Raw genomic sequence first — 23,488 nt, 5'->3', positions numbered from 1 at the left:
CTCCGCGGCCCCTGTGAGCGCGCTTTCCGCAAGGAGTGTGCAGCAAGAGCAATATCAACAGGGGGGTTTCTGTGGTGCGTTGTGTGTCTCGCCGGCGTCCGCGGCCGCCCGGCAACGACGGAAGCGGCCCAGGAGCGCGATGTGCACGCTCCTGGGCCGCTTCCGTGGCGCGGGACCCCTTAGGGGTTCAGCCTGGGTTCAGGCCTGGGTTCAGCAGCCGACGAGGCGCGTCGCCAGGTAGCCCTCGATCTGGTCGAGGGAGACACGCTCCTGCTTCATGGTGTCGCGCTCGCGGACCGTGACGGCGTTGTCGTCGAGGGTGTCGAAGTCGACGGTGACGCAGTACGGCGTACCGATCTCGTCCTGGCGACGGTAGCGGCGGCCGATGGCGCCCGCGTCGTCGAAGTCGATGTTCCAGTTCTGGCGCAGCGCGGTGGCGAGTCCCTTGGCCTTCGGGGACAGCTCCGGGTTGCGGGAGAGCGGGAGGACCGCGACCTTCACCGGGGCGAGGCGGTGGTCGAAGCGCATGACGGTGCGCTTCTCCATCTTGCCCTTGGCGTTGGGCGCCTCGTCCTCGACGTAGGCGTCGAGCATGAAGGCGAGCATGGAGCGGCCGACACCGGCGGCGGGCTCGATGACGTACGGGGTGTAGCGCTCGCCGGCTTCCTGGTCGAAGTACGAGAGGTCCTGGCCGGAGGCCTTGGAGTGCGCGGAGAGGTCGTAGTCCGTGCGGTTGGCGACGCCCTCGAGCTCGCCCCACTCGTTGCCGCCGAAGCGGAAGCGGTACTCGATGTCAGCGGTGCGCTTGGAGTAGTGGGAGAGCTTCTCCGCCGGGTGCTCGAACCAGCGCATGTTCTCCTCGCGCATGCCGAGGCCGGTGTACCAGTTCCAGCGCTGCTCCATCCAGTACTCCTGCCACTTCTCGTCCTCGCCCGGCTTGACGAAGAATTCCATCTCCATCTGCTCGAACTCGCGGGTGCGGAAGATGAAGTTGCCGGGCGTGATCTCGTTGCGGAAGCTCTTGCCCATCTGGGCGATGCCGAACGGCGGCTTGCGGCGAGAGGTCTGCTGGACGCTGGCGAAGTTGGTGAAGATGCCCTGGGCGGTCTCGGGGCGCAGGTAGGCGATGGAGCCGCTGTCCTGCGTGGGGCCGAGGTGCGTGGAAAGCAAGCCCGAGAACTGCTTGGGCTCGGTGAAGGTGCCCTTGTTGCCGCAGTTGGGGCAGTTGAGGTCGGTGAGGCCGTTCTCCGGCAGCTTGCCGTGCTTGGCCTCGTACGCCTCCTCCAGGTGGTCCGCGCGGTACCGCTTGTGGCAGGAGGTGCACTCGGTGAGCGGGTCGGTGAACGTGGCGACGTGGCCGGAGGCCTGCCAGACCTCGGTCGCCAGGATCACGGACGAGTCGATACCGACGACGTCCTCGCGCGAGGTGACCATGTAGCGCCACCACTGGCGCTTGAGGTTTTCCTTCAGCTCGACGCCCAGCGGCCCGTAGTCCCAGGCGGCGCGCTGGCCGCCGTAGATCTCGCTGCACGGGTAGACGAAGCCACGGCGCTTGCTCAGGCTGACGATGGTGTCGATCTTGTCGGCGGCCACGGTGCTCTCTTCATTACGACGACGACGAAGCTGCTGCTTCAGAGCGAATGCGAATGCTTCAGGTTACCGGCGGCGTGGGGCTCCGGATCAAATCGGTTGGGGGTCCGGAGCCCGGGCTGGGGTGGGATGCCCGTTTCGGTGCGATCGCGGCGACAGCTTGTTGACAATCGTTTCCAGATTTGTTGAAAATGAGTGTCATGAACGTACGACGCCTCATACCCACCGCCGCTGTCGCCTCCGTCACCGTGCTCGGCCTCACGGCCCTGTCGGCCTGCTCCGCCTCCTCGGGTGACGGCAGGAACAGCGACGGCAAGCTCGCGGTGGTGGCGTCGTTCTATCCGATGCAGTACCTAGCGGAGCAGATCGGCGGGGACCACGTCGCCGTCACCAATCTGACCAAGCCCGGCCAGGAGCCGCACGACCTGGAGATCAGCGCCAAGCAAACCGCGCAGATCCAGGACGCGGGTGTCGCCCTCTATCTCAAGGGCCTCCAGCCGGCCGTCGACGACGCGATCCAGCAGTCCGGGATCAAGACCAAGGTCGATGCGGCCTCCCTGACGCATCTGGAGAAGCACGGCACCGAGGTCGGCGGGCACGCCGAGGAGCACGACCACGAGCACGGCTCGGAGGGCGGCCGCGACCCGCACATCTGGCTGGACCCGGTGAAGTACGCCGAGGTCGCCGAGGGTGTGGGCAAGGCCTTCGAGAAGGCCGACCCGGATCACGCGGCGGCGTACAGGAAGAACACCGCGGCGCTGGTCGGCAAGCTCGACGGGCTGAACACGCGGTTCAAGGACGGGCTGAAGAACACCGGCTCGAAGGTGTTCATCACGACCCATGCGGCCTTCGGCTATCTGGCCGAGCGGTACGGGCTCACCGAGGAGGCCATCAGCGGTCTCGACCCGGAGAGCGAGCCCAGCGCGGCGCGCGTGAAGGATCTCCAGAGCATGGCGAAGGCCGACGGGGTGACCACGATCTTCTACGAGACGCTCGTCAGCGACAGGACGGCGAAGACCCTCGCGGGCGACGCGCACCTCAAGACCGATGTACTCGACCCGCTCGAGGGCATCACGGACAAGTCCAAGGGCGACGACTACATCCAGGTGATGGATTCGAACCTGAAGGCCCTGCAGACGGCGCTCGGCGCCAAGTGACCACGGAGGACAGCGGCATGGACGCATCGGTGAAGGCCGACGAGCCCGTCATAGCCCTGCGCAGCGTGACGGCCGAGCTCGGCTCGCGTCCCGTGCTGCGCGGCATCGATCTGACCGTGCGCCGCGGTGAGGTCGTGGCCCTGCTCGGCGCCAATGGTTCGGGCAAGTCGACGGCCGTCCGTACGGTGATCGGGCAGGTGCCGGTCAGCGGCGGCGAGGTCGAGATCTTCGGCACGCCACGGCGGCGGTTCCGGGACTGGGCGCGGGTCGGGTACGTGCCGCAGCGGACGACCGCCGCGGGCGGTGTGCCGGCCACGGTCACCGAGGTCGTGTCCTCGGGGCGGCTGTCGCGGGCCCGGTTCGGGCTGCTACGCAAGGCCGACCGTGAGGCGGTGCGCCGGGCGCTGGACCTGGTCGGAATGGCCGACCGTGCCAAGGACTCGGTGGACGCGCTCTCCGGCGGCCAGCACCAGCGCGTGCTGATCGCGCGTGCCCTGGCCTCCGAGCCCGAGCTGCTGATCATGGACGAGCCCATGGCGGGCGTCGACCTGGCGAGCCAGGAGATCCTCGCTCGGACGCTGCGGGCGCAGGTCGCGGCCGGTGCCTCCGTGCTGCTCGTCCTGCACGAGCTGGGTCCCCTGGAGCCGCTGATCGACCGCGCGATCGTGTTGCGCGACGGCTGTGTCCTGCACGACGGGCCACCGCCCGAGGCGGTCGGCCAGCACGCGCTGCCGGGCCACGACCACGTCCACCCGCACACCTCGGATCTCACCCCCGTACGCACAGGACTGCTGAGCTGACATGGAATTCCTCGACTCCGCCTTCATGCAGCGGGCCCTGCTCGCCGCGGTCCTGGTCGGCATCACCGCCCCCGCGATCGGCATCTATCTCGTCCAGCGCAGGCAGGCCCTGATGGGCGACGGCATCGGCCATGTCGCGATGACGGGCGTCGGCCTCGGCTTCCTGCTCTCCACGTCGCCCGTGTGGATGGCGATGGCCGTCTCCGTGGTCGGCGTGGTGATCATGGAGCTGATCCGCTGGTACGGGAAGACGCGCGGCGACATCGCGCTCGCGATGCTCTTCTACGGGGGTATGGCGGGCGGCGTGATGCTGATCAACCTCGCCCCCGGCGGCTCCACGGCGAATCTGCAGAGCTATCTCTTCGGTTCGCTGTCGACCGTCTCACAGAGCGACCTCGTGGCGATCTGTGTCCTCGCCGGGTTCGTCGCCCTGGTCACGATCGGTCTGCGCCGGCAGCTGTTCGCGGTCAGCCAGGACGAGGAGTTCGCCCGGGTCACCGGCCTGCCGGTGCGCGTCCTGAACCTGCTCGTCGCGGTGACCGCGGCGGCGACCGTCACCGTCGCGATGCGCGTCGTGGGCCTGCTCCTGGTGTCGGCGCTGATGGTGGTCCCGGTGGCGGCGGCGCAGCAGCTGACGCGGAGTTTCGCGGCGACGTTCGCGATCGCCGTCGCCATCGGCGTCACCACTACGCTGGGCGGCACCATCACCAACTACTACGTCGAGATCCCGCCCGGCGCGACGATCGTGCTGCTGACCATCGCGGCGTTCATCGTCTTCAGCCTGATCGCCACGCCGCTGGCCAGGCGCAGGGCGCGGGCGGCGGCGAGCGCGGCCGGTGACCCGGCGGAGTGTGCTATTCCGGGCCGGATCCCCGGTCAGGCCGGGGCCGAGGTCTGACCCGGGCCCCGCGCGGCCTGGCACAATGGGCCGCCGGCAGTAAATCCGAGGAGGCAACAGTGGGAGCCCCGGTTCGAGGCAGGTCGACCCGCCAGCGTGCGGCCGTGGCGGCGGCGCTCGACGAGGTGGACGAGTTCCGCAGTGCCCAGGAGCTCCACGACGTCCTCAAGCACAAGGGTGACTCGGTGGGTCTGACGACCGTCTACCGCACCCTGCAGTCCCTCGCCGACGCGGGCGAGGTCGACGTCCTGCGCACGTCGGACGGCGAGGCCGTCTACCGGCGCTGCTCCAGCGGCGAGCACCACCATCACCTGGTGTGCCGGGTGTGCGGCAAGGCGGTCGAGGTCGAGGGGCCGGCCGTGGAGAAGTGGGCCGAGGCGATCGCCGCGGAGCACGGGTATGTGAACGTGGCGCACACGGTGGAGATCTTCGGTACGTGCGCTGAGTGCGCGCGCGCCGCCGCGGAGAGCTGAGCGCCGTTTTTCTTTCGCGTGCTGTGGGGGGTACTTCCGAGTACCCCCCACAGCCGTTTGATCAGCTGTTGGCGATCTGTTCCTCGTTCGGGATGGCGCCGCCGAAGCGGCGGTCCCTGGAGGCGTACTCGAGACAGGCGCGCCACAGGTCGCGGCGGTCGAAGTCGGGCCACAGGACGTCCTGGAAGACCATTTCGGCGTAAGCGCTCTGCCACAGAAGGTAGTTGGAGGTGCGCTGCTCGCCGCTGGGGCGCAGGAACAGGTCGACGTCCGGCATGTCCGGGTAGTAGAGGTACTTCGCGAAGGTCTTCTCGCTCACCTTCGACGGGTCGAGGCGGCCCGCCTTCACGTCCTCGGCGATGGCCTGCGCGGCGTCGGCGATCTCGGCGCGGCCGCCGTAGTTCATGCAGAAGTACAGGGTCAGCTTGTCGTTGCCCTTGGTCTGCTCCTGGGAGATCTCCAGCTCCTGGGCGACCGACTTCCACAGTTTGGGCATGCGGCCCACCCAGCGCACCCGTACGCCCAGCTCGTCGAGCTGGTCGCGGGTCTTGCGGATGAAGTCGCGGTTGAAGTTCATGAGGAAGCGGACCTCGTCGGGTGAGCGCTTCCAGTTCTCCGTGGAGAAGGCGTAGAGCGAGATCGCGCCGACGCCCATCTCGATCGCGCCCTGGAGGACGTCCATGACGCGCTCGGCGCCGACCTTGTGGCCCTCGGTGCGCGGCAGTCCGCGCTCCTTCGCCCACCGGCCGTTGCCGTCCATGACGATGGCGACGTGCTCCGGTACCAGCTCGCCGGGGATCTTCGGCGGCCGCGCGCCCGTCGGGTGCGGTTCGGGCGTCTTGTACTCACGGCGGGACCGTCCGAGGATTCCGCGACGTGCCATGTGGGCTCTCCCCTAGCTCAGTTCTAGCTTTTCTCTACGTAACGCAGGGAGCGCAGTCCGCGCTCCAGGTGCCAGTGCAGATACGCCGACACCAGTCCGCTGCCCTCTCTGACGAAGCGTGCCTCGCACGCGTCCGCCGTCTCCCAGTCGCCGGTCAGGAGCGCGCCGAGGAGGATGAGTGCCTGCGGTGAGGGTACGACGCTGCCCGGTACCCGGCAGTCGACGCAAACCGAGCCGCCCGCGCCGACGGAGAAGAACCGGTTGGGGCCCGGGAGGCCGCACTTCGCGCAGTCGCCGAAACTCGGGGCATACCCGTTCACGGCGAGGGAGCGCAGCAGGAAGGCGTCGAGGACGAGGTGGGGTTCGTGCTCGCCCCTGGAGAGGGTCCGCAGTCCGCCGACCAGGAGGAGGTACTGCTGGACGGCCGGCTCGCCCTCGTGGTCGGTGAAGCGTTCCGCGGTCTCCAGCATGGCGGTGCCGGCGGTGTAGCGGGCGTAGTCGCTGACGATGCCGCCGCCGTAGGGGGCGATGGTCTCGCTCTGGGTGCACAGGGGCAGCCCGCGCCCGATCAGCTCGCTGCCCCGGGCGAAGAACTGCACGTCGACGTGCGAGAAGGGCTCGAGCCGCGCCCCGAACTTGGACTTGGTCCGCCGCACACCACGCGCCACGGCGCGCACGCGCCCGTGATTGCGAGTGAGCAACGTGATGATGCGGTCCGCTTCGCCCAGCTTCTGGGTGCGCAGCACGATGCCGTCGTCACGGAACAGGCTCATCGCACGCCGCCACGGGTGTCCGGCTGGGGGTACGGGGGTCGCCCCCCGGGAGAAAACAGCATGATGCGGTCCGCTTCACCCAGCTTCTGGGTGCGCAGCACGATGCCGTCGTCGCGGAACAGGCTCATGCGCCTATTCTCGCCTACGCCGAAGGGGTGGGGGCCGGGGACCTACGAAGGGGTGCGGTCACGGGACCTCCCAAGGTGGAGTCAGGGGACCTCGCCGCGGCTCCTCGCGTTCGCATAGGCCGTTGCCGCCCGCAGCCGCTCGGAAGTCGTCGCCGCTCGCACCGTGTCCGGGGCACAGTCCCATTCGCGGCCGCCGCCGAAGGGCCGGAGCTGTACGTACGGACCCTCGTGCCCCATGACCCGGCCCACCTGACCGGTGCTGATGTCGACGGCGTAAGAACCGATTGGCGGCTTCATCGGCGTTGGCTCCTGTCCATACGTTCCGTGCGTTTCCCGGCGGGCGGCGGCGTCAACCGAAACAACGGCCCCATTCCACGAGCAGACACGGGACGTGGCGCTGAATCGTCAGCGGGGTGACGCGAGAGGCAATTCCCGACCTCGGGCGCGGGTATTCGCTCAGCCCTTCCCGCACCTTAGATCGCATGCCCGGGCCGCCGTTCCGCCCACGTCAGGTGGCTCCCCGCCGCCGTCGGATTTCACGCTTCCCGCCCCGGCGGGTACGCGCGCCAATTAGAGTGGGAACGACCTCTGAGCTCTATGTAGCGAGAGCGAATTCGAACACCCTATTCGGAACGGGGATGCTCGATGCTGTTTGAAGCCGGGGGAATGTGCGCGCGTAACTCCACAGATATCCAGCGCGCTCACTCGACGCCTCTCGTCTCCTGTTCCGCGCGTGCCTCGATGCCCCGGAAGTGATGGGCCATGGCCCGCTGCGCGCCGACGGCGTCCTGGGCGCGCAGGGCGGTGACGATGTCGCGGTGGCGGCTGACGGTGACGTCGGGGTCGGGGTCGCTGGACCAGGAGCGCGCGCCGGCGACGCGGTCGAAGACGTTCCAGAACGCGCCGAGGAGCTGCGGGATCAGCTCGTTGCCCAGCGAGCCGTAGAGGGTCTCGTGGAAGTCCCTGTCGAGGTCGGCGAAGGGCTCGTCGACCCGGCCCGCGGCGGCCATTTTCCGGACGATGTCGTCGAGCCGGTCGAGGATCTCCGGTGGGAGCGGGGCCGCGGCGACCCTGCGGATCAGGCCTTCCTCGAGGATCTCGCGGACCTGGAGGATCTCGGCGAGGGCGTGCGCGTCGGCGGCGGGGCGCAGCAGGGTGCGGAAGGTGAGGCCGTCGGCGAGCGGGGTGAGGGAGGCCTGGCCGACGTAGGTGCCGTAGCCGTGTCTGATCTCGACGATGTCGAGTGCCTGGAGTGCCTTGAGGGACTCGCGTACGGAGTTTCTGCTGACGCCGAGCGATTCCATCAACTCGGCCTCGGTGGGCAGCAGTTCGCCGGGCCGCAGCCCTCTGTCCAGGATGAGCTGTGTGACCGCGCGCTGGACCTGCTGGCTGACGCGGCGGTGCCGGATCGCCGGGTTCCTGGGCTCCTCAGACATGCGCCGCATCGTAGGCGCAGCAGACGTCCCACGTCCCATGTCGGGACCAAACTTCTTCCCGCCCGGCGCCCGGAGCTCTCCGGCCTTCCCTCCGGGCTTCTCTGCGCGATCTCTTGACCGGCCCTCCCGGCGCTCTTATGGTCACGTCGCTACCAAGACGTAGGACGTTGGATCTCCCGCGCATCTCCCTCTCTGGAGGCACCATGAGCGACCACGAGCCGACCGGCCGCCGATCCTTCCTCAAGTACACCGGCGCCCTCGGCGCGGCCGCTGCCATCTCCACCTCCCTGTCGGCCTGTTCGTCCGGGCCGAAGTCCACCAACGACACGGGCGGCGGCAAGGGCGGCGGATCCTCGCTGACCGCGGTCATCGGGTACGGCAACGACGGAAGCTGGGATCCGACGCAGACCGCGTCGGCCTTCGCCATGGCCGGCAACCAGCACATCTACGAGGGACTCCTCGACACCGACCCGATCACGCGCGAGCCGTACGCGGCGCTCGCCACGAAGGTGCCGACGGACGCCGAACTGGCCACCACCTCCTGGAAGTTCACCCTGCGCGCGGGCGCCAAGTGGCACGACGGCAAGCCCGTCACGGCGGACGACGTCGTGTTCGTCTTCGACCGGATCCTCGACCCGGGCACGCAGTCGCTGGCCAAGGGGTTCTTCGAGAGCTGGCTCAAGGAGGTCAGGAAGACGGGCGACGACTCCGTCGAGCTCGTCCTCAAGTTCCCGTTCCCCGACGGGGCCGCGCGGCTGACCCTCGCCAAGATCATGCCGAAGCACGTGTTCTCGAAGCCGGGCGCGTGGGACGACGCGACCAAGGGCAAGGCGGTGGGCTCGGGCCCGTACCGGCAGTCCTCGCACCAGCCGAAGACGAACACCACCTTCGAGGCGTATCCGGACTACAACGGGCCGCTCAAGGCGTCGTTCAAGAAGATGAACTGGCTGACCATCGTGGACGCCGCGCCCCGCGTCGCGAAGATCTCCGGTGGCAGCGCGGACGCGCAGATCGCGGACAACATCCCGTACGCCAACATCGCCCAGCTGAAGAAGGGCGGCCTCACCGTCGAGGGCGGGGCCGGGATGAACAACCTCTTCCTGATGTTCAACACCGCGCACAAGCCGTTCGACGACGTGCGGGTGCGCCAGGCGCTGCACTACGCCATCGACAGGCAGAAGATGATCGAGGTGGCGCTCAAGGGGCACGGGAAGGGCGCGAGTTCGTTCCTGAACGAGGGCAACCCCGACCACCGGCCGGCGAAGACGGTGTACGACTACGACCCCGAGAAGGCGAAGAAGCTCCTCAAGGACGCCGGGGTGAGCGGGCTCTCGGTCTCCCTGATGTCCGTCAACGTGTCGTGGATCATGGACTGTCTGCCGACGATCAAGGCGTCGTGGGACGCGATCGGCGTGAAGACGACGCTCGACCCGCAGGAGACCACGGCCGTCTTCACGAAGATGGACCAGAAGAAGGACTACCAGATCGTGGCGGCCGCCTCGAACCCCAACCAGTTCGGGGTGGACGCGGACCTGATCATGCATTACAACTACGGCCCCTCGAACCTGTGGATGGGCTACGCGCGCTGGGCGGGCAGCTCCGACGCCAAGAACCTCTTCAAGCTGATGGACCAGGCCACGCGCGAGCCGGACCCGGCGAAGAAGAAGACGATGATCCAGGAGTACATCGACATCGTCGCCGAGCAGGCCGTGCTCTACCCGGTCGTGCACAACGAGCTGATGACGGCCTGGGACCCGAAGAAGATCACCGGCGTGCAGGCGCAGCCCTATCCCGGGATCAACGTGCTCAAGGCCAAGCCCGCGTAACGCGGCTGTCTCGCAAGGGAGTTCGTGCCCGTGGTCGTGATCGCCAGAATTCTGGCCCGACGCCTGGTCCTGCTCGTGCCGCTGCTGCTCGGCATCGTCCTGTTCGTGTTTCTCGTGATGCGGTTCTCGGACAGCGATCCGGCGTCGGCGTTCTTCCAGGGGGCCAATCCGACGCCTCAGCAGCTGCACGACTTCCGGGAGCGCAACGGGCTGCTCGATCCGCTGCCCGTGCGCTACTTCCACTTCGTGGGTGATCTCGTCCGGGGCGACATGGGCGTCAGCGCCCTGACCCGGCAGCCGGTGGTCGACCAGGTGACCACCGCGCTGCCGCTGACCCTCCAACTGACGTTCCTCGGCCTCGCGGTCGCGGTCGTCGTGTCCCTGGTGCTCGGTGTCACGGCGGCCATCCACCGCGACCGGCTCCTCGACCAGGTCATCCGGGTCGTGTCGCTGACGGGGGTTGCGGCGCCCGGGTTCTGGCTGGCGCTGCTGATGATCCAGTATCTGGCGGTCGGGCAGGGCTGGTTCCCGACCGGCGGCTACATCAACCCGGCGGACTCCTTCACCGGCTGGCTCAAGTGCATGACACTCCCGGCGCTGTCGCTGTCCTTGCCGGTCGCGGCGCAGCTGACGCGCATCGTGCGTACGGCGGTGGTCGAGGAGCTGGACAAGGACTACGTCCGTACGGCGATCGGCAGCGGTCTTCCGCCGGTCGTCGTGGTGGGGCGCAACGTGCTGCGCAACGCCCTGATCAATCCGCTGACCGTGCTCGGACTGCGGGTCGGCTATCTGCTGGGCGGGGCGGTCGTCACGGAGACGATCTTCTCCCTGCCGGGGATGGGGAAGCTGATGATCGACGCGGTGAAGAACGGTGACCCGGCGGTCGTCCAGGGCGTCGTCCTGACGACGGCCGTGGGGTTCGTCGTCGTGAACCTCGCCATCGACATCCTGTATCTGATGGTCAACCCGCGGCTCAGGGGGGCGCAGAGCTAGATGGTCACCTCCCGTAAAGCGCTCGCCGAGGCGCTGTCCCGGCCGGGCATCCGGCTGCGGTCCCTGCGCCGGCTGCCCGTCCTGTCCCGGATCGCGGTCGCCGTCGTCGCCGTCGTCGTCCTCGTGGCGCTGTTCGCGCCACTGCTCGCACCGCACGACCCGCTCGACCAGCAGTCGCAGACCGACGGCACCGGACATCCGTCGGGCAGCCACTGGATGGGCCAGGACAGCCTGGGCCGCGACATCCTCAGCCGGCTGATGTACGGGGCACGCTGGTCGCTCGCCATCGGGCTCGGCGCGACGCTGCTCGCGCTCGTGGTGGGCGCGGTCCTCGGCGCGATCGCGGCGACGTCGCGCAAGGCGGTCGACGAGACGCTGATGCGCTGCCTCGATGTCGTGATGGCGTTCCCCGGGATCGCTCTGGCGGCGGTCCTCGTCGCCGTGTTCGGCGGCGGCATCCCCGTACTGATCTGCGCGATCGCGTTCCTGTTCACTCCGCCGGTCGCCCGGGTCGTACGGGCCAACGTGCTCGACCAGTACGGCGAGGACTATGTGACGGCGGAGCGGGTGATCGGGGCGCGGACGCCGCACATCGTGCTGCGGCACGTCGCGGTCAACTGCGCCGCGCCTGTGCTGGTGTTCTGCACGGTGCAGGTCGCGGAGGCCATCGTCTTCGAGGCGTCGCTGTCGTTCATCGGGGCTGGGGTCCGGCCGCCCGACCCGTCGTGGGGCAGTGTCATCGCGGACGGCAAGAACATGGTCCTGATCGGGGGCTGGTGGGCGACCGTCTTCCCCGGTCTGCTGATGCTGCTCACCGTGCTGGCGCTCAACATCCTGTCCGAGGGCGTGTCCGACGCGTGGGCCGCGCCCGCCGCGCGTGACGTGTCCGGCGCGGAGGCGGACCGCCTCGAAGCGCCGAAGCCCGGCAGCGGCACCGTCCTCGAACTGCCCGGACTCACCGAGGCCGCCGCCCGGCTGAGGTCCCGCGCCCGGCCCCTGCCCGAGGGCGACCCCGTCCTCCAGGTCACCGATCTCGCCATCGGCTTCGACGCGCGGCACGGCGGCGTGGACATCGTCGACGGCATCACCTTCGACGTACGCCCGGGTGAAGTGCTCGGCCTGGTCGGCGAGTCGGGGTGCGGCAAGTCGCTGACCGCGCTGACCGTGATGGGGCTCGAACCCAAGGGCGCGCGGATCCGCGGCCGGGTCACCTTCGACGGCCAGGAACTGATCGGCCGCTCGATGGGGGCCAGGCGCCGCCTCCTCGGCCACGACATGGCGATGATCTACCAGGATGCCCTGTCCTCGCTGAACCCGGCGATGACCGTACGCTCCCAGCTCAAGCAGGTCGTACGCCGCGGTGGCCGGCGCACCCCGGCCGAGCTGCTCTCCCTCGTCGGCCTCGACCCCGAGCGGACCCTGCGCAGCTACCCGCACGAGCTGTCGGGCGGCCAGCGCCAGCGCGTCCTCATCGCGATGGCCCTGTCGCGCAGCCCGAAGCTGATCGTCGCCGACGAGCCGACGACCGCGCTCGACGTCACCGTGCAGGCGCAGGTCATCGACCTGCTGCTGCGGCTGCGCGAGGAGCTGGGCTTCGCGCTGATCCTCGTCTCGCACGACCTGGCACTCGTCGCCGACGTCACGGACCGGGTGGTCGTGATGTACGGCGGGCAGATCGTGGAGACGGGCGTGACGGCGGACCTCGTCGAGGCGCCCACCCACCACTACACGCGCGGGCTGCTCGGCTCGGTCCTGTCGCTCGAGACGGCGGCGGACCGCCTGACGCAGATCCGGGGTGTCGTGCCGTCGCCGGCCGCCTTCCCGGCGGGCTGCCGGTTCGCCGACCGGTGCCCGATGGCGAGCGAGGTGTGCCGGACGACGGCGCCCGATCTGCTCGGCGGCCGGCGGCATGCGTCGGCCTGTCACCATCCGGCGGTGGTCCCGCCGCCCACGGTTCCGGCTCCCCGGGGAAGCGAGGTTGTCAAGTGACGGATCCCGCGGTCGAGTTGAGGGATGCCCACGTGGTGCACCGGGCCCGCTCCGGCGGCCTGTTCGCCCGAGACCGGGTGTACGCCCTCACCGGCGCCGACCTGTCCGTGGCGCCCGGCGAGACGGTCGGTGTGGTCGGCGAGTCCGGCTGCGGCAAGTCGACGCTCGCCAAGGTCCTCGTGGGGGTGCAGCGCCCGACGTCCGGCACGGTCGTCGTGGACGGCCGCGACCTGTGGACCATGAAGCCGGGCGAGCGGCGCGCCACCGTCGGCGAAGGTGTCGGCATGATCTTCCAGGACCCGTCGACCGCCCTGAACCGGCGCCTGACCGTCCGCCAGATCCTGCGCGACCCCCTCGACGTCCACCACCGTGGCACGCCCGCCACGCGCGAGGAGCGCGTACGGGAGCTGATGTCCCTGGTCGGACTGCCGAGCGCGCTCGCCGGGGCGCTGCCCGGGCAGTTGTCGGGCGGGCAGCGCCAGCGCGTGGCGATCGCCCGTGCCCTCGCCCTCGAACCCGCCCTGGTCGTGGCGGACGAGCCGACGAGCGCGCTCGACGTGTCGGTGCGGGCGCAGATCCTGAATCTGCTGCTCGACCTGAAGGAACGCCTCGGTCTCGCCCTCGTGTTCGTCTCGCACGACATCCAGACCGTACGGCGCATGAGCGACCGTGTGATCACGATGTATCTGGGCCGGATCGTGGAGGAGTCTCCGTCCGCGGACGTGCTCGACCGGGCCAGGCACCCGTACACCCGTGCGCTGTTCTCGGCGACACCCGGGCTGCTCGACCCGATCGACCCGATTCCGCTGGTCGGCCCCGTACCGTCGGCGACGCATCCGCCGAGCGGCTGCCCGTTCCGTACGCGGTGCTGGAAGGCCGACGCGGTGTGCGCGGAGGCGATGCCGGAGTTCGAGGCAGGCGGTGACGGGCACCGGTTCCGCTGCCACCATCCCGTGCGCGAGGGCCAGTCCACGCACGAACTCGTCCAGGAGGTCTCATGACACCACCCGCCCACCCGCCTCCCACCACCGCCCTTTCAAGGCCGCGCTACGCGCCTTTCCCTCTGCTGACCGGAGTCGTCCCGCCCGTCTGCACGCCCCTGACCCCGGACAACGAGGTGGACGTCGCTTCCCTCGTACGCCTGGTCGACCACCTCGTCGCGGGTGGTGTCGACGGGCTCTTCGTGCTCGGCTCGACGAGCGAGGCGGCCTTTCTGCCCGACCGGCACCGCAAAGTGGTCATCGACACCGTCGTCGGTCATGTCGCCGGCCAGCTGCCCGTCCTGGCCGGGGCGATCGACATGGCGACGCTGCGCGTCCTCGACCACGCCCGTACGGCGGCGGAGGCCGGCGCGGACGGGATCGTCGCGACGGCGCCGTTCTACACGCGCACCCACCCGGCAGAGATCGCCCGCCACTTCCGGCTCCTGGCCCAGCGCTGCGGCCGGCCGGTCTTCGCCTACGACCTCCCGGCGTCGGTGCACTCCAAGCTGGGCGCGGACCTCGTGCTCGACCTGGCCGCCGACGGGACGCTCGCCGGCCTGAAGGACTCCAGCGGTGACGAGGGCGCGTTCCGCGAGGTCCTCATCGGGGCGCGCTCCCGCGCCGACGTCACGGGGTTCAGCGTCCTGACCGGGTCGGAGCTGACCGTGGACTCGGCGCTCGCGATGGGCGCGGACGGGGTGGTGCCCGGTCTCGGGAACGTCGACCCGGCCGGATACGCGCGGCTGTACGCGTACTGCCGGGCCGGTGACCGGGAGCGGGCGCGGATCGAGCAGGAGCGGCTGTGTGCGCTGTTCCAGATGGTGCGGGTGGGGGATCCGGCGCGGATGGGCGGGAGTTCGTCCGCCCTCGGGGCGTTCAAGGCGGCCTTGTATCTGCGGGGCGTGATCGACTGCCCGGTGACGGCTGCTCCGCAGATTCCGTTGTCCGCGGGCGAGGTCGAGCGGGTCGGGAAGTTTCTGGCCGGGGCCGGGTTGCTGTAGCCGCGCGTTCAGGCGCCGCCCGGCTCGACCAGGCCCGACTCGTAGGCCACGATGACGAGTTGGGCCCTGTCGCGCGCGCCCAGCTTGCCCATGATGCGGCTCACGTGCGTCTTCACCGTGAGAGGGCTGAGGCCGAGGACGTCGGCGGCCTCCGTGTTGGTGAGGCCGCGCGCCACGAGGGTCAGGACCTGGCGCTCGCGGCCGGTGAGCGCGGCGAGGCCGGGCGGGACGGGGCCGGGCTCGGCCGGGGCGCGCAGGACGCGGGCGATCAGGCGGGCCGTGGGGCCGGGCGAGAGCAGGGACTCGCCGGCGGCGACGGTGCGGATGGCGTCGAGGAGTTCGGCGGGCTTGGTGTCCTTGACGAGGAATCCGGACGCGCCCGCCCGCAGCGCCTCGACGACGTGTTCGTCGGTGTCGTACGTCGTCAGCATCAGGACCTTGACGCCCGCGAGGTCCTCGTCGGCGGCGAGGAGGCGGGTCGCCTCGATGCCGTCGAGGTCGGGCATGCGGATGTCCATGACGATCAGGTCGGCGCGGCGTGTGCGGGCCTGTTCCACGGCCTCGCGGCCGGTGCCGGCCTGGCCGACGACCTCCATGTCGGGCGCGGACTCGACGAGCATCGCGAACGCGGCCCGTACGAGGGTCTGGTCGTCGGCGAGGAGTACGCGCACGGGCTGGGGCTCGGTCACGGGTGTCCCCCGGTCGGCAGGACCGCCGCGACTTCGAATCCGCCCTGGGCGCGCGGCCCGGCGTCGAGGGTGCCGCCGACGCTGCGGGCCCGCTCGCGCATGCCGAGCAGGCCGAAGCCCGGGGGCCGGTCGGGTTCGGGGCCGGGCGGGTGCGGGGGTGCGCCGTCGTCCGCGACGCGCAGATGGAGGGCGTCGCCCCGGCTGCGGATGCCGACGCGGACGGTGAGTCCTGGGCCGCCGTGCCGGACGGCGTTCGTGAGGGCCTCCTGGACGATGCGGTAGGCCGCGGCGCCCACGGCGGGCGGTGCCTCCATGTTCTCGACGGACAGGTCGACGGTGGCTCCGGCGGTGCGGGCGGCCTCGGCAAGGTCGGGCAGCCCGTCGAGCCCGGGGAGCGGGCCGCGGCTGTCGTCGGAGCCGGCGCGCAGCACTTCGAGGGTGGCGCGCAGTTCGCCGCGTGCGGTGCGGCAGGTCTCGGCGATGTCGTCGAGCGCCCTGGCCACGGCGGCGCGGTCCAGGCGGTCCGGGTCGGCCTGCAGGACGTGGGCGGCCACCGACGTCTGAACGCCGACGAGGGTGATGCTGTGGGCGAGCAGGTCGTGCAGGTCGCGGGCGACGCGCAGCCGCTCCTCCGCGACCCGGCGCCGCGCCTCCTCCTCACGGGTCCGTTCGGCCCGCTCGGCGCGCTCCACGACCGAGGCGACGTACTGGCGGTGGACGCGGACGATGACGCCGACCAGGAGGAACGCGACGATCCAGCCGGAGATCCGCAGCGCCTCCTTGCCCTCGGTCATGCCCTCCGCGAACTTGACGCCGAGCATGATGCCGAGGACGCCGGCGCCGAGGAACAGGGTGCGCAGAGTGCGGCCTGTAGCGGCGATCGTGTAGAGGGCGGTCATGGAGACGATCATCGGCGCGGTGTGGTTGTAGTCGAGCGCGTGGTACGGGGCGACGCAGACGACGAGGCCGAGGAACGCCCGCAGCGGCGCCCGCCGCCGGAACGCCGACGGGATGTGCGCGGCCAGGAGCAGGGCCCAGCCGAGCGCGTCGGGGTGACGGCCGTTGCCGCTCGTCGTCAGGGCGATCACGACGGCGGCGACCGCCGCGGCGGCGGCCAGGAGCGTGTCCTCGCGCAGGGTCCGGGCGGCGCTGACGTCGCGCCGGCCGAGGCCCGGGACCAGGATGTGTTTGACGTCCACCGGTTCATCTTCCGTCAGGAGGGCGCGGAGGACGCCCCTCCGGGGAGAGAGGGGCGCCGTACGGTCCGCGGGGCGGTCAGGGTGTGGGCGCCAGGGTGCGCTCCGGTTCCTGGGCCGGTGGCAGGGGCTGCGGCTTCCTGGACAGCGGCCCGGGCCACCACACCGCACGGCCGAGTGCCATGCTCGCCGACGTCACCAGGTACGTACGGACGAGGAACGTGTCCAGGAGCACGCCGACCGCGATGACGAAGCCCATCTCGACGAGCGACACCAGCGGCATGTTGGTGAGGACCGAGAACGTCGCGGCGAGGACGAGTCCGGCCGACGCGATCACCCCTCCCGTGGTGCGCAGCGCGGTCAGCGCGGCGGCTCCCGGTTCGGCGCCCGCGAGGGACTCCTCGCGCATGCGGTGCATCAGGAAGATTCCGTAGTCGACGCCGAGGGCGACGAGGAACACGAAGGTCAGCAGGCCGAGTCCGGGGTCGGTGCCCTGGAAGCCGAACAGCGGCCCGAAGACGAGTCCGGCGATGCCGAGCGAGGCACCCCACACGGCGACGACCGCGGCGAGCAGGATCAGCGGCGCGACGAGGCTGCGCAGCAGCACGACGAGGATCAGCAGGACGGCGGCCAGGACGATCGGCACGACGACCGTGCGGTCACGGGAGTTGGTGTCCCTCAGGTCGAGCTGCTGGGCGCTCTGTCCGCCGACGTACGAGCCCTTGCCGTCGAGCCGGTCGCGCAGGGTCTCGATGGTGGTCGTCTCGCCCGTGGACTGGGGCGGGGAGGAGGCGGTGACGGAGATCTCCGTCCAGCCGTGTCCGCTGCGCACCTGCTCGGCGGCGGCGACCCCGGGCACGTCGCGCGCGGTGGCGAGCGTCTCGCCGGCGCGGCCCGTCGGGGTGATCACGCTGATGGGCTGGGTGCCGCGCTCGGGGTACGCGGCGGCCAGGGTCTGCATCGCGACGACGGAGTCCGGCTTGTCGGTGAAGGTGTCCTCCTGTTTGAGGCTGCCGGGCAGGCTGAACACGCCGAGCGCGAGCGCCCCGAGGAGCAGGGCGCCGGAGGCGAGGACGGTCAGCGGCCTGCGCCCGGCCGAACTGCCCATCGCCGCGAACAGGGACCTGCGGGCCTTGGGCGTGGAGCCGTACGCCGGGACGAGCGGCCAGAACACGCGCCTTCCGAGCAGGACGAGGACGGCGGGCAGCAGCGTCAGCATGGCGACGAGCGCGCACAGGACGCCCACGGCGCCGAGCGGTCCCATGCCGCGGCTGCTGTTGAGGTCGGCGGCGAGCAGACAGAACAGGCCGACGGCGACGGTCCCCGACGAGGCGAGGACGGCGGGGCCGCAGCCGCGCAGTGCGGCGCGCATCGCGTCGTGGGGCCGCTCGATGCGGCGCAGTTCCTCCCTGTAGCGGGAGACGAGGAGCAGCGCGTAGTCGGTGCCCGCGCCGAAGACGAGGATCGTCATCACGCCGGAGCTCTGGCCGCTGACGGTGGTGCCGAACGCCTGGTGGAGTCCGTAGGCGACGCCCATCGACAGGAAGTCGGCGACGCCGGCGACGACGAGTGGCACGAGCCACAGGAAGGGGCTGCGGTAGATGAGGACGAGCAGGATCGCGACGACGGCGACGGTCGTGTAGAGCAGGGGGCCGTCGAGCGAGCCGTAGACCTCGCTCGCGTCGGTGGCGAGCGCTCCTGCTCCGCCGGTGTCGACGCTCAGGCCGCCGGTGTCGTGGGCGATGTCGCGCACATCGTTGACGAAGGCGTCGCGGGCCTTCTCGTCGTGTCCCGGTGTGGTGCTGGCGACCGGGTACATGAGGGTGGCGCCGTCGCGGGACGGTACGCCCTTCGGGACGGCGGTGAGGTCGAAGCCCCGTTCGATGCGGGCGACTTGGGCGGCGGCCGTGGTGCGGTCGGCCGCGGTGAGCCCGCCGTCGCGGTGGTAGACGAGGACGAGTTCGGTGCTCTCGCCGCCCGGCAGCTCGTCCTGGATCTTCGCCACCTGCGTGGAGTCGGCGCTCGCCGGCAGATAGTCGACGGCCCGGTCGTGCTGGACGTCGCTCAGCTTGCCGGCGAAGGGCCCGGCGATCGCGAGCACGACGATCCACAGGCCGAGCAGCGTCCAGGGCACGGCTGCCCGGCGCCTCTTTGTCGGTACGCCCCCCATCGGCGGGCCTCCCTCATGTCACGGTGTCCGGTGTCGCCGTCCGGTCGGACAGGACGTCTCCAGACTCCCGTCGGGGAGGCCTCGGTTCGTCGGGCGTGAGGGCGAGGTGCGGGGTACTGCCGGGGGTGCGTGCGGCGGCTCGTTACTCCCCGGGGAGTACGGGAGCGCCGTACTCCGTCACGACGGGGTGCGGGCGGCTTCCAGGAGCTGCGACACCTCGTCGGTGCACATGGTGAGCGCGGCGCCCGCGGTGCTGAGTACGTCGCGTTCGGCGGGCGTGTAGGGCCCGTCGGCGAGCGCGATTCTGGCGCCCTGGAGGAGGATCGACTCGCGTCCGGCGGGGGCGAGGTGCGGGGCGAGCGGGTCGAGGGCCTCGTGGAGTTCGATGGCGAGTCCGGCGCCGGGCCCGCAGTGTTCGGGGACGCGGCCCGCGTCGGTGAGCAACGCCTCGACGAGCGCGGCGAGCTGGACGTCCGTGCAGTCGTCGAACCCGGCGCCGCGCAGCGTCGCGACAGCGGTCTCGAGGGCCGTACGGGAGGAGACTCCGCCCGCGGAGAGGACCGCGAGGACGACGGTGTGGACGGCGTCGCGGAGCATCGCGGAAAAGCGGTGCGTGGTGGGGTGGTCGAGGACGTCGGCGGCGAACCGGTCCTCGCAGGCGGCGCATTCGACGACGGGGCCGGTGGCGCCGCGCGGGACGAGCGGGATGCCGAGGAGCACGAAGCGGCGACGGCCCGTGCGGCGGCGGTAGTTGCGGTCGCCGCCGCAGCCGGGACAGAAGAACTCGCCGTCGCCGACGGTGGTCCACGCGGTGCGGACGCCGATGAGGCCCGACAGGGGGCGGGCCCCGGCACGTGCCACTGGAACGCCGGGACCGTTACGACTGGTTCGTCCCCAATTCAGCAGCACGTCGCGCACCTCCGTCGACCCCCAGGCCCCATCGCCTGGTTGGGCGTGATGTTAGCCACATTGTTGATACGGCGTCATCACCTTGTACGGGACCGTGGCCGGTATACGACGCGGCCCCGCCCGCCACGAGGGCGGACGGGGCCGGGGAACGTGCCGGTGACCTGGGTCAGCGTGCGGAGCGGTTGACCGCGGAGACCACGGCCTTCAGGGACGCGCGTGTCGTATTCGCGTCGATGCCGATGCCCCACAGGACCTTGTCGCCGATCGCGCACTCGATGTACGAGGCGGCCTGCGCGGAGGCGCCCTCGCTCATCGTGTGCTCCTGGTAGTCCAGCAGGCGGGCGTCGATGCCGACGGCCTGCAGGGCGTCGAAGAACGCGGAGATCGGGCCGTTGCCCGTACCGGTCAGGACGGTGGCCTCACCGTCGACGTCGGCCGAGACGGTCAGCGTGTCGACGCCGTCCGTGTCGGTCGTGCTCTGCCCGGCCTTGACCTGGATGCGGCCCCAGGGGTTCTCGGCGTGGGGCAGGTACTCGTCCTGGAAGACCGACCAGATCTCCTTCGGCGTGACCTCGCCGCCCTCGGCGTCCGTCTTCGCCTGGATGATCTTCGAGAACTCGATCTGCATGCGGCGCGGCAGGTCCAGCTTGTGGTCGTTCTTCAGGACGTACGCGATACCGCCCTTGCCGGACTGCGAGTTGACGCGGATGACGGCCTCGTAGGAGCGGCCGACGTCCTTCGGGTCGATGGGCAGGTACGGGACCGCCCACTCGATGTCGTCGACGGACTTGCCCGCGGCCGCGGCCCGCGCGTCCATCGCCTCGAAGCCCTTCTTGATGGCGTCCTGGTGGGAGCCGGAGAAGGACGTGTAGACCAGGTCGCCCGCGTAGGGATGGCGCGGGTGGACCTCCATCTGGTTGCAGTACTCGGCGGTGCGGCGGATCTCGTCGATGTCGGAGAAGTCGATCTGCGGGTCGACACCCTGCGAGAACAGGTTCATGCCCAGCGTGACCAGGTCGACGTTGCCGGTGCGCTCGCCCTGGCCGAACAGGCAGCCCTCGATGCGGTCGGCGCCGGCCATCAGGGCCAGCTCGGCGGCGGCGACGGCCGTGCCGCGGTCGTTGTGCGGGTGCACGGACAGGCAGACGTACTCACGGTTCGACAGGTTGCGGTGCATCCACTCGAAGCGGTCCGCGTGCGTGGAGGGGGTCGAACGCTCCACCGTGGCGGGCAGGTTGAGGATGATCTCGCGGCCGGGGCCCGGCTTGTAGACCTCCATGACCGCCTCGCAGACCTCCAGGGCGAAGTCCAGCTCGGTGTCGGTGAAGATCTCCGGGCTGTACTGGTATCCGAAGGTCGTCTCCGGGCCGAGGATCTTCTCCGCGTAGTCCATGACGTGCTGCGTGCCGTCGATGGCGATCTGCTTGATCTGTTCCTTGGTCCCGCGGAAGACGATCTCGCGGAAGGTCGGCGCGGTCGCGTTGTACAGGTGCACCGTGGCGCGCTTGGCGCCCTTCAGGGACTCGACCGTGCGCTCGATGAGCTCCTCGCGCGCCTGCGTCAGCACGGAGATCGTCACGTCGTCCGGGATCGCGCCCTCTTCGATGATCGACCGTACGAACGCGAAGTCGGTCTCGCCGGAGGCGGGGAAGCCGACCTCGATCTCCTTGTAGCCCATGCGGACCAGGAGGTCGAACATCTCGCGCTTGCGAGCCGGGGACATCGGGTCGATCAGCGCCTGGTTGCCGTCGCGCAGGTCGGTGGAGAGCCAGCGGGGGGCGACGGTGACGCGCTTGCCGGGCCACGTGCGGTCGGGGATGTCGACCTGCTCGTACTGTCCGTACTTGTGGACCGGCATGGAAGTGGGGCGCTGGAAATTCGACATGTGCGGGGGCTCCTCGGGTGTGTCCGGAAGGACGGCCGACGGTCTGAGCGCAACACCGAACTCCGCGGGGAGGGGGTCGGCCTCGACTACAGGCCCTCGCCGCGGCAGCTAAGGAGAAGCAGCCCGTAACGCATGATGCGTCGCAGCCTAGCCCAGCCGTGCGAGGGACGCGGGTCTGTATCAGTATGCGGGATCGCCGTCAGGTAACGGGCAAGAGGTGATCAATACCTCTATTTCATTAATCCTGGCTGCAGGTAGTGACAGTGAGGTCACGCAGTGCCACATTGCCGCAATGACCGCGAACCGCTCGGGCTTCGAGCCCGTCTTCTGCACCATCGTGCCGCCCCACATCCTCGACAAGGCTGCACGCTCCGGCGACCCCGCCCTCTCCGCCCTGGCCCGCCGCACCCTGGAACGCGACGCCCTTGAGCGCACACGCCGCCGCCTGACCACCGTGATCGGCGCCCCCTCGGTGGCCGCGCCCATGGACGCCGTCGAGCACAAGCCGCACCGCACGCTCTACGACGCGGGCCACCGCACCGAGCTGCCGGGCACGAAGGTCCGCGGTGAGGGGGACGAGCCCGGCCAGGACGCGACCGTCAACCGCGCGTACGCGGGCCTCGGCGCCACCTTCGAGCTGTACCTGGAGAAGTACGCCCGTGACTCCATCGACGGCAGCGGTCTGCCGCTGAAGGCGTCCGTGCACTTCGACAACGACTACAACAACGCGTTCTGGAACGGCGAGCAGATGGTGTTCGGCGACGGGGACGGGGAGATCTTCCTCGACTTCACCATCCCGGTCGACGTGATCGGCCACGAGCTGACGCACGGTGTCACCCAGTACACGGCGAACCTCACGTACTTCGGGCAGCCGGGCGCCCTGAACGAGTCGGTCTCGGACGTCTTCGGCTCCCTGATCAAGCAGTACTCGCTCGGCCAGGGCGCCGCCGACGCCGACTGGCTGATCGGCGCGGGCCTGCTCGCGCCGCGCGTCACCGGCAAGGCGCTGCGCTCCATGAAGGCGCCCGGCACGGCGTACGACGACGACGTGCTCGGCAAGGACCCGCAGCCCGCCGACATGGACCACTTCGTGCAGACGAGCAGCGACAACGGCGGTGTGCACATCAACTCCGGCATCCCGAACCACGCCTTCTATCTGCTGGCCGTGGCGCTCGGCGGCAACGCGTGGGAGCGGGCCGGGCAGATCTGGTACGACGTCCTGACCGGCGGGGAGCTGGCGCAGGACGCGTCCTTCGCGGACTTCGCGAAGCTGACGGTGAAGGCGGCGCGCACCCGCTACAAGGACGGCGAGGAGCTGGAGTCCGTCCAGAAGGCCTGGTCGCAGGTGGGCGTACCCACGGAGTAGGGCCGGCTCAGGCACAGGGCTCGGCGGCCGCCCGGCTGGGCAGCGGGCGGCCGCTGGAGTAGACAGGTCCCATGCGTATTCAGGTCATCCGTACCGGAGGATTCGCCGGGATCGAGCGGCGGGCCGAGGTCGACACCTCGGGCCGCGCCGACGCCCACGAGTGGCATGCCCTGGCCGAGCAGGCGCTGGCCGGGGGCCGGGGCACGCCGCCGGTGGGGGTGCCGGACGGGTTCAGCTACACGATCACGGTGGACGGGAAGACCGTGTACTGCGCGGATCCGCGGCTCACGGACGAGCAGCGGGGGCTGATCTCGCGGGTGCTGAAGGAAGGGGCGTAGCGGCG

Annotated in this window: 22 protein-coding genes; 11 read left to right on the top strand and 11 right to left on the bottom strand. The window is 70.3% G+C overall.

Features of this window, described 5'->3' with window-relative positions:
* Positions 1–210: 210 nt before the first annotated feature.
* A complete protein-coding gene (locus OG574_RS30600; RefSeq protein ID WP_100594288.1) occupies positions 211–1,593 on the bottom strand; it encodes a glycine--tRNA ligase in 1,383 nt (460 codons plus the stop codon).
* Between the two features lie 197 nt (positions 1,594–1,790).
* Here OG574_RS30600 and OG574_RS30595 point away from each other — a divergent pair, with 197 nt between their 5' ends.
* The 4 genes from OG574_RS30595 to OG574_RS30580 are packed head-to-tail and all read left to right on the top strand — an operon-like array spanning position 1,791 to position 4,918.
* Positions 1,791–2,747, top strand: coding sequence for a metal ABC transporter substrate-binding protein (locus tag OG574_RS30595; protein ID WP_326775827.1), 957 nt, complete (start codon positions 1,791–1,793; stop codon positions 2,745–2,747).
* Positions 2,748–2,764: 17 nt separating this feature from the next.
* Positions 2,765–3,547 (top strand): metal ABC transporter ATP-binding protein, encoded by a 783-nt coding sequence (locus OG574_RS30590; protein WP_326775826.1) that lies wholly within the window; start codon positions 2,765–2,767, stop codon positions 3,545–3,547.
* A gap of 1 nt (position 3,548) precedes the next feature.
* A complete protein-coding gene (locus tag OG574_RS30585) occupies positions 3,549–4,445 on the top strand; it encodes a metal ABC transporter permease (protein ID WP_100594286.1) in 897 nt (298 codons plus the stop codon).
* Positions 4,446–4,504: 59 nt separating this feature from the next.
* Positions 4,505–4,918, top strand: coding sequence for a Fur family transcriptional regulator (locus OG574_RS30580; protein ID WP_326775825.1), 414 nt, complete (start codon positions 4,505–4,507; stop codon positions 4,916–4,918).
* A gap of 61 nt (positions 4,919–4,979) precedes the next feature.
* Here OG574_RS30580 and OG574_RS30575 read toward each other — a convergent pair whose 3' ends face one another.
* The 5 genes from OG574_RS30575 to OG574_RS30555 all read right to left on the bottom strand — a co-directional run bounded on the left by OG574_RS30575 (position 4,980) and on the right by OG574_RS30555 (position 8,147).
* A complete protein-coding gene (locus OG574_RS30575) occupies positions 4,980–5,801 on the bottom strand; it encodes an isoprenyl transferase (RefSeq protein WP_100594284.1) in 822 nt (273 codons plus the stop codon).
* A gap of 23 nt (positions 5,802–5,824) precedes the next feature.
* Positions 5,825–6,574, bottom strand: a complete 750-nt coding sequence (gene recO, locus OG574_RS30570; protein WP_100594283.1) for a DNA repair protein RecO — start codon at positions 6,572–6,574, stop codon at positions 5,825–5,827.
* The gene (locus OG574_RS30565) at positions 6,571–6,702 is read right to left on the bottom strand and encodes a recombination protein O N-terminal domain-containing protein (RefSeq protein ID WP_234374349.1); all 132 of its coding nucleotides are present in this window, start codon (positions 6,700–6,702) and stop codon (positions 6,571–6,573) included. Before OG574_RS30565 ends, recO begins: the two co-directional genes overlap by 4 nt.
* An 81-nt stretch (positions 6,703–6,783) precedes the next feature.
* Positions 6,784–6,999, bottom strand: a complete 216-nt coding sequence (locus OG574_RS30560) for a hypothetical protein (RefSeq protein WP_326775824.1) — start codon at positions 6,997–6,999, stop codon at positions 6,784–6,786.
* A 404-nt stretch (positions 7,000–7,403) separates the two neighbouring features.
* Positions 7,404–8,147, bottom strand: a complete 744-nt coding sequence (locus OG574_RS30555; protein ID WP_326775823.1) for a FadR/GntR family transcriptional regulator — start codon at positions 8,145–8,147, stop codon at positions 7,404–7,406.
* Between the two features lie 194 nt (positions 8,148–8,341).
* Here OG574_RS30555 and OG574_RS30550 point away from each other — a divergent pair, with 194 nt between their 5' ends.
* The 5 genes from OG574_RS30550 to OG574_RS30530 are packed head-to-tail and all read left to right on the top strand — an operon-like array spanning position 8,342 to position 14,930.
* Entirely contained in the window at positions 8,342–9,964 is a 1,623-nt protein-coding gene (locus OG574_RS30550; protein WP_326775822.1) for an ABC transporter substrate-binding protein, read from the top strand.
* A 30-nt stretch (positions 9,965–9,994) separates the two neighbouring features.
* Positions 9,995–10,957, top strand: coding sequence for an ABC transporter permease (locus tag OG574_RS30545; RefSeq protein ID WP_326778679.1), 963 nt, complete (start codon positions 9,995–9,997; stop codon positions 10,955–10,957).
* Complete coding sequence (locus tag OG574_RS30540) at positions 10,958–12,946, top strand: dipeptide/oligopeptide/nickel ABC transporter permease/ATP-binding protein (RefSeq protein WP_326775821.1); 1,989 nt, start codon at positions 10,958–10,960, stop codon at positions 12,944–12,946. It begins immediately after the preceding gene.
* Positions 12,943–13,947, top strand: coding sequence for an ABC transporter ATP-binding protein (locus tag OG574_RS30535; RefSeq protein ID WP_326775820.1), 1,005 nt, complete (start codon positions 12,943–12,945; stop codon positions 13,945–13,947). The genes OG574_RS30540 and OG574_RS30535 overlap by 4 nt, the downstream gene beginning before the upstream one ends.
* The gene (locus OG574_RS30530) at positions 13,944–14,930 is read left to right on the top strand and encodes a dihydrodipicolinate synthase family protein (RefSeq protein WP_326775819.1); all 987 of its coding nucleotides are present in this window, start codon (positions 13,944–13,946) and stop codon (positions 14,928–14,930) included. Before OG574_RS30535 ends, OG574_RS30530 begins: the two co-directional genes overlap by 4 nt.
* A gap of 8 nt (positions 14,931–14,938) precedes the next feature.
* Here OG574_RS30530 and OG574_RS30525 read toward each other — a convergent pair whose 3' ends face one another.
* The 5 genes from OG574_RS30525 to leuA all read right to left on the bottom strand — a co-directional run bounded on the left by OG574_RS30525 (position 14,939) and on the right by leuA (position 21,779).
* Positions 14,939–15,550 (bottom strand): response regulator, encoded by a 612-nt coding sequence (locus OG574_RS30525; RefSeq protein ID WP_398376483.1) that lies wholly within the window; start codon positions 15,548–15,550, stop codon positions 14,939–14,941.
* 65 nt (positions 15,551–15,615) lie between these two features.
* On the bottom strand, positions 15,616–16,818 hold the full coding sequence (locus OG574_RS30520) for a sensor histidine kinase (RefSeq protein WP_398376463.1): 1,203 nt from the start codon (positions 16,816–16,818) through the stop codon (positions 15,616–15,618).
* Positions 16,819–16,894: 76 nt separating this feature from the next.
* Positions 16,895–18,985: an MMPL family transporter gene (locus OG574_RS30515; protein ID WP_326775817.1), complete on the bottom strand. Its 2,091-nt coding sequence runs from the start codon at positions 18,983–18,985 to the stop codon at positions 16,895–16,897.
* Between the two features lie 177 nt (positions 18,986–19,162).
* Positions 19,163–19,846, bottom strand: a complete 684-nt coding sequence (locus OG574_RS30510) for a TerB family tellurite resistance protein (protein WP_100594275.1) — start codon at positions 19,844–19,846, stop codon at positions 19,163–19,165.
* A gap of 214 nt (positions 19,847–20,060) precedes the next feature.
* Complete coding sequence (gene leuA, locus OG574_RS30505; protein WP_326775816.1) at positions 20,061–21,779, bottom strand: 2-isopropylmalate synthase; 1,719 nt, start codon at positions 21,777–21,779, stop codon at positions 20,061–20,063.
* A gap of 292 nt (positions 21,780–22,071) precedes the next feature.
* On the opposite strand from leuA, the gene OG574_RS30500 reads away from it, so the two are divergent.
* Both OG574_RS30500 and OG574_RS30495 read left to right on the top strand, forming a co-directional pair.
* The gene (locus OG574_RS30500; RefSeq protein WP_326775815.1) at positions 22,072–23,145 is read left to right on the top strand and encodes a M4 family metallopeptidase; all 1,074 of its coding nucleotides are present in this window, start codon (positions 22,072–22,074) and stop codon (positions 23,143–23,145) included.
* Between the two features lie 71 nt (positions 23,146–23,216).
* Complete coding sequence (locus OG574_RS30495; RefSeq protein WP_100594272.1) at positions 23,217–23,483, top strand: protealysin inhibitor emfourin; 267 nt, start codon at positions 23,217–23,219, stop codon at positions 23,481–23,483.
* Positions 23,484–23,488: the final 5 nt, after the last annotated feature.

It is taken from the genome of Streptomyces sp. NBC_01445, assembly GCF_035918235.1.
GTDB lineage: Bacteria > Actinomycetota > Actinomycetes > Streptomycetales > Streptomycetaceae > Streptomyces.
This window is presented reverse-complemented; position numbering and strand designations above follow the sequence as displayed.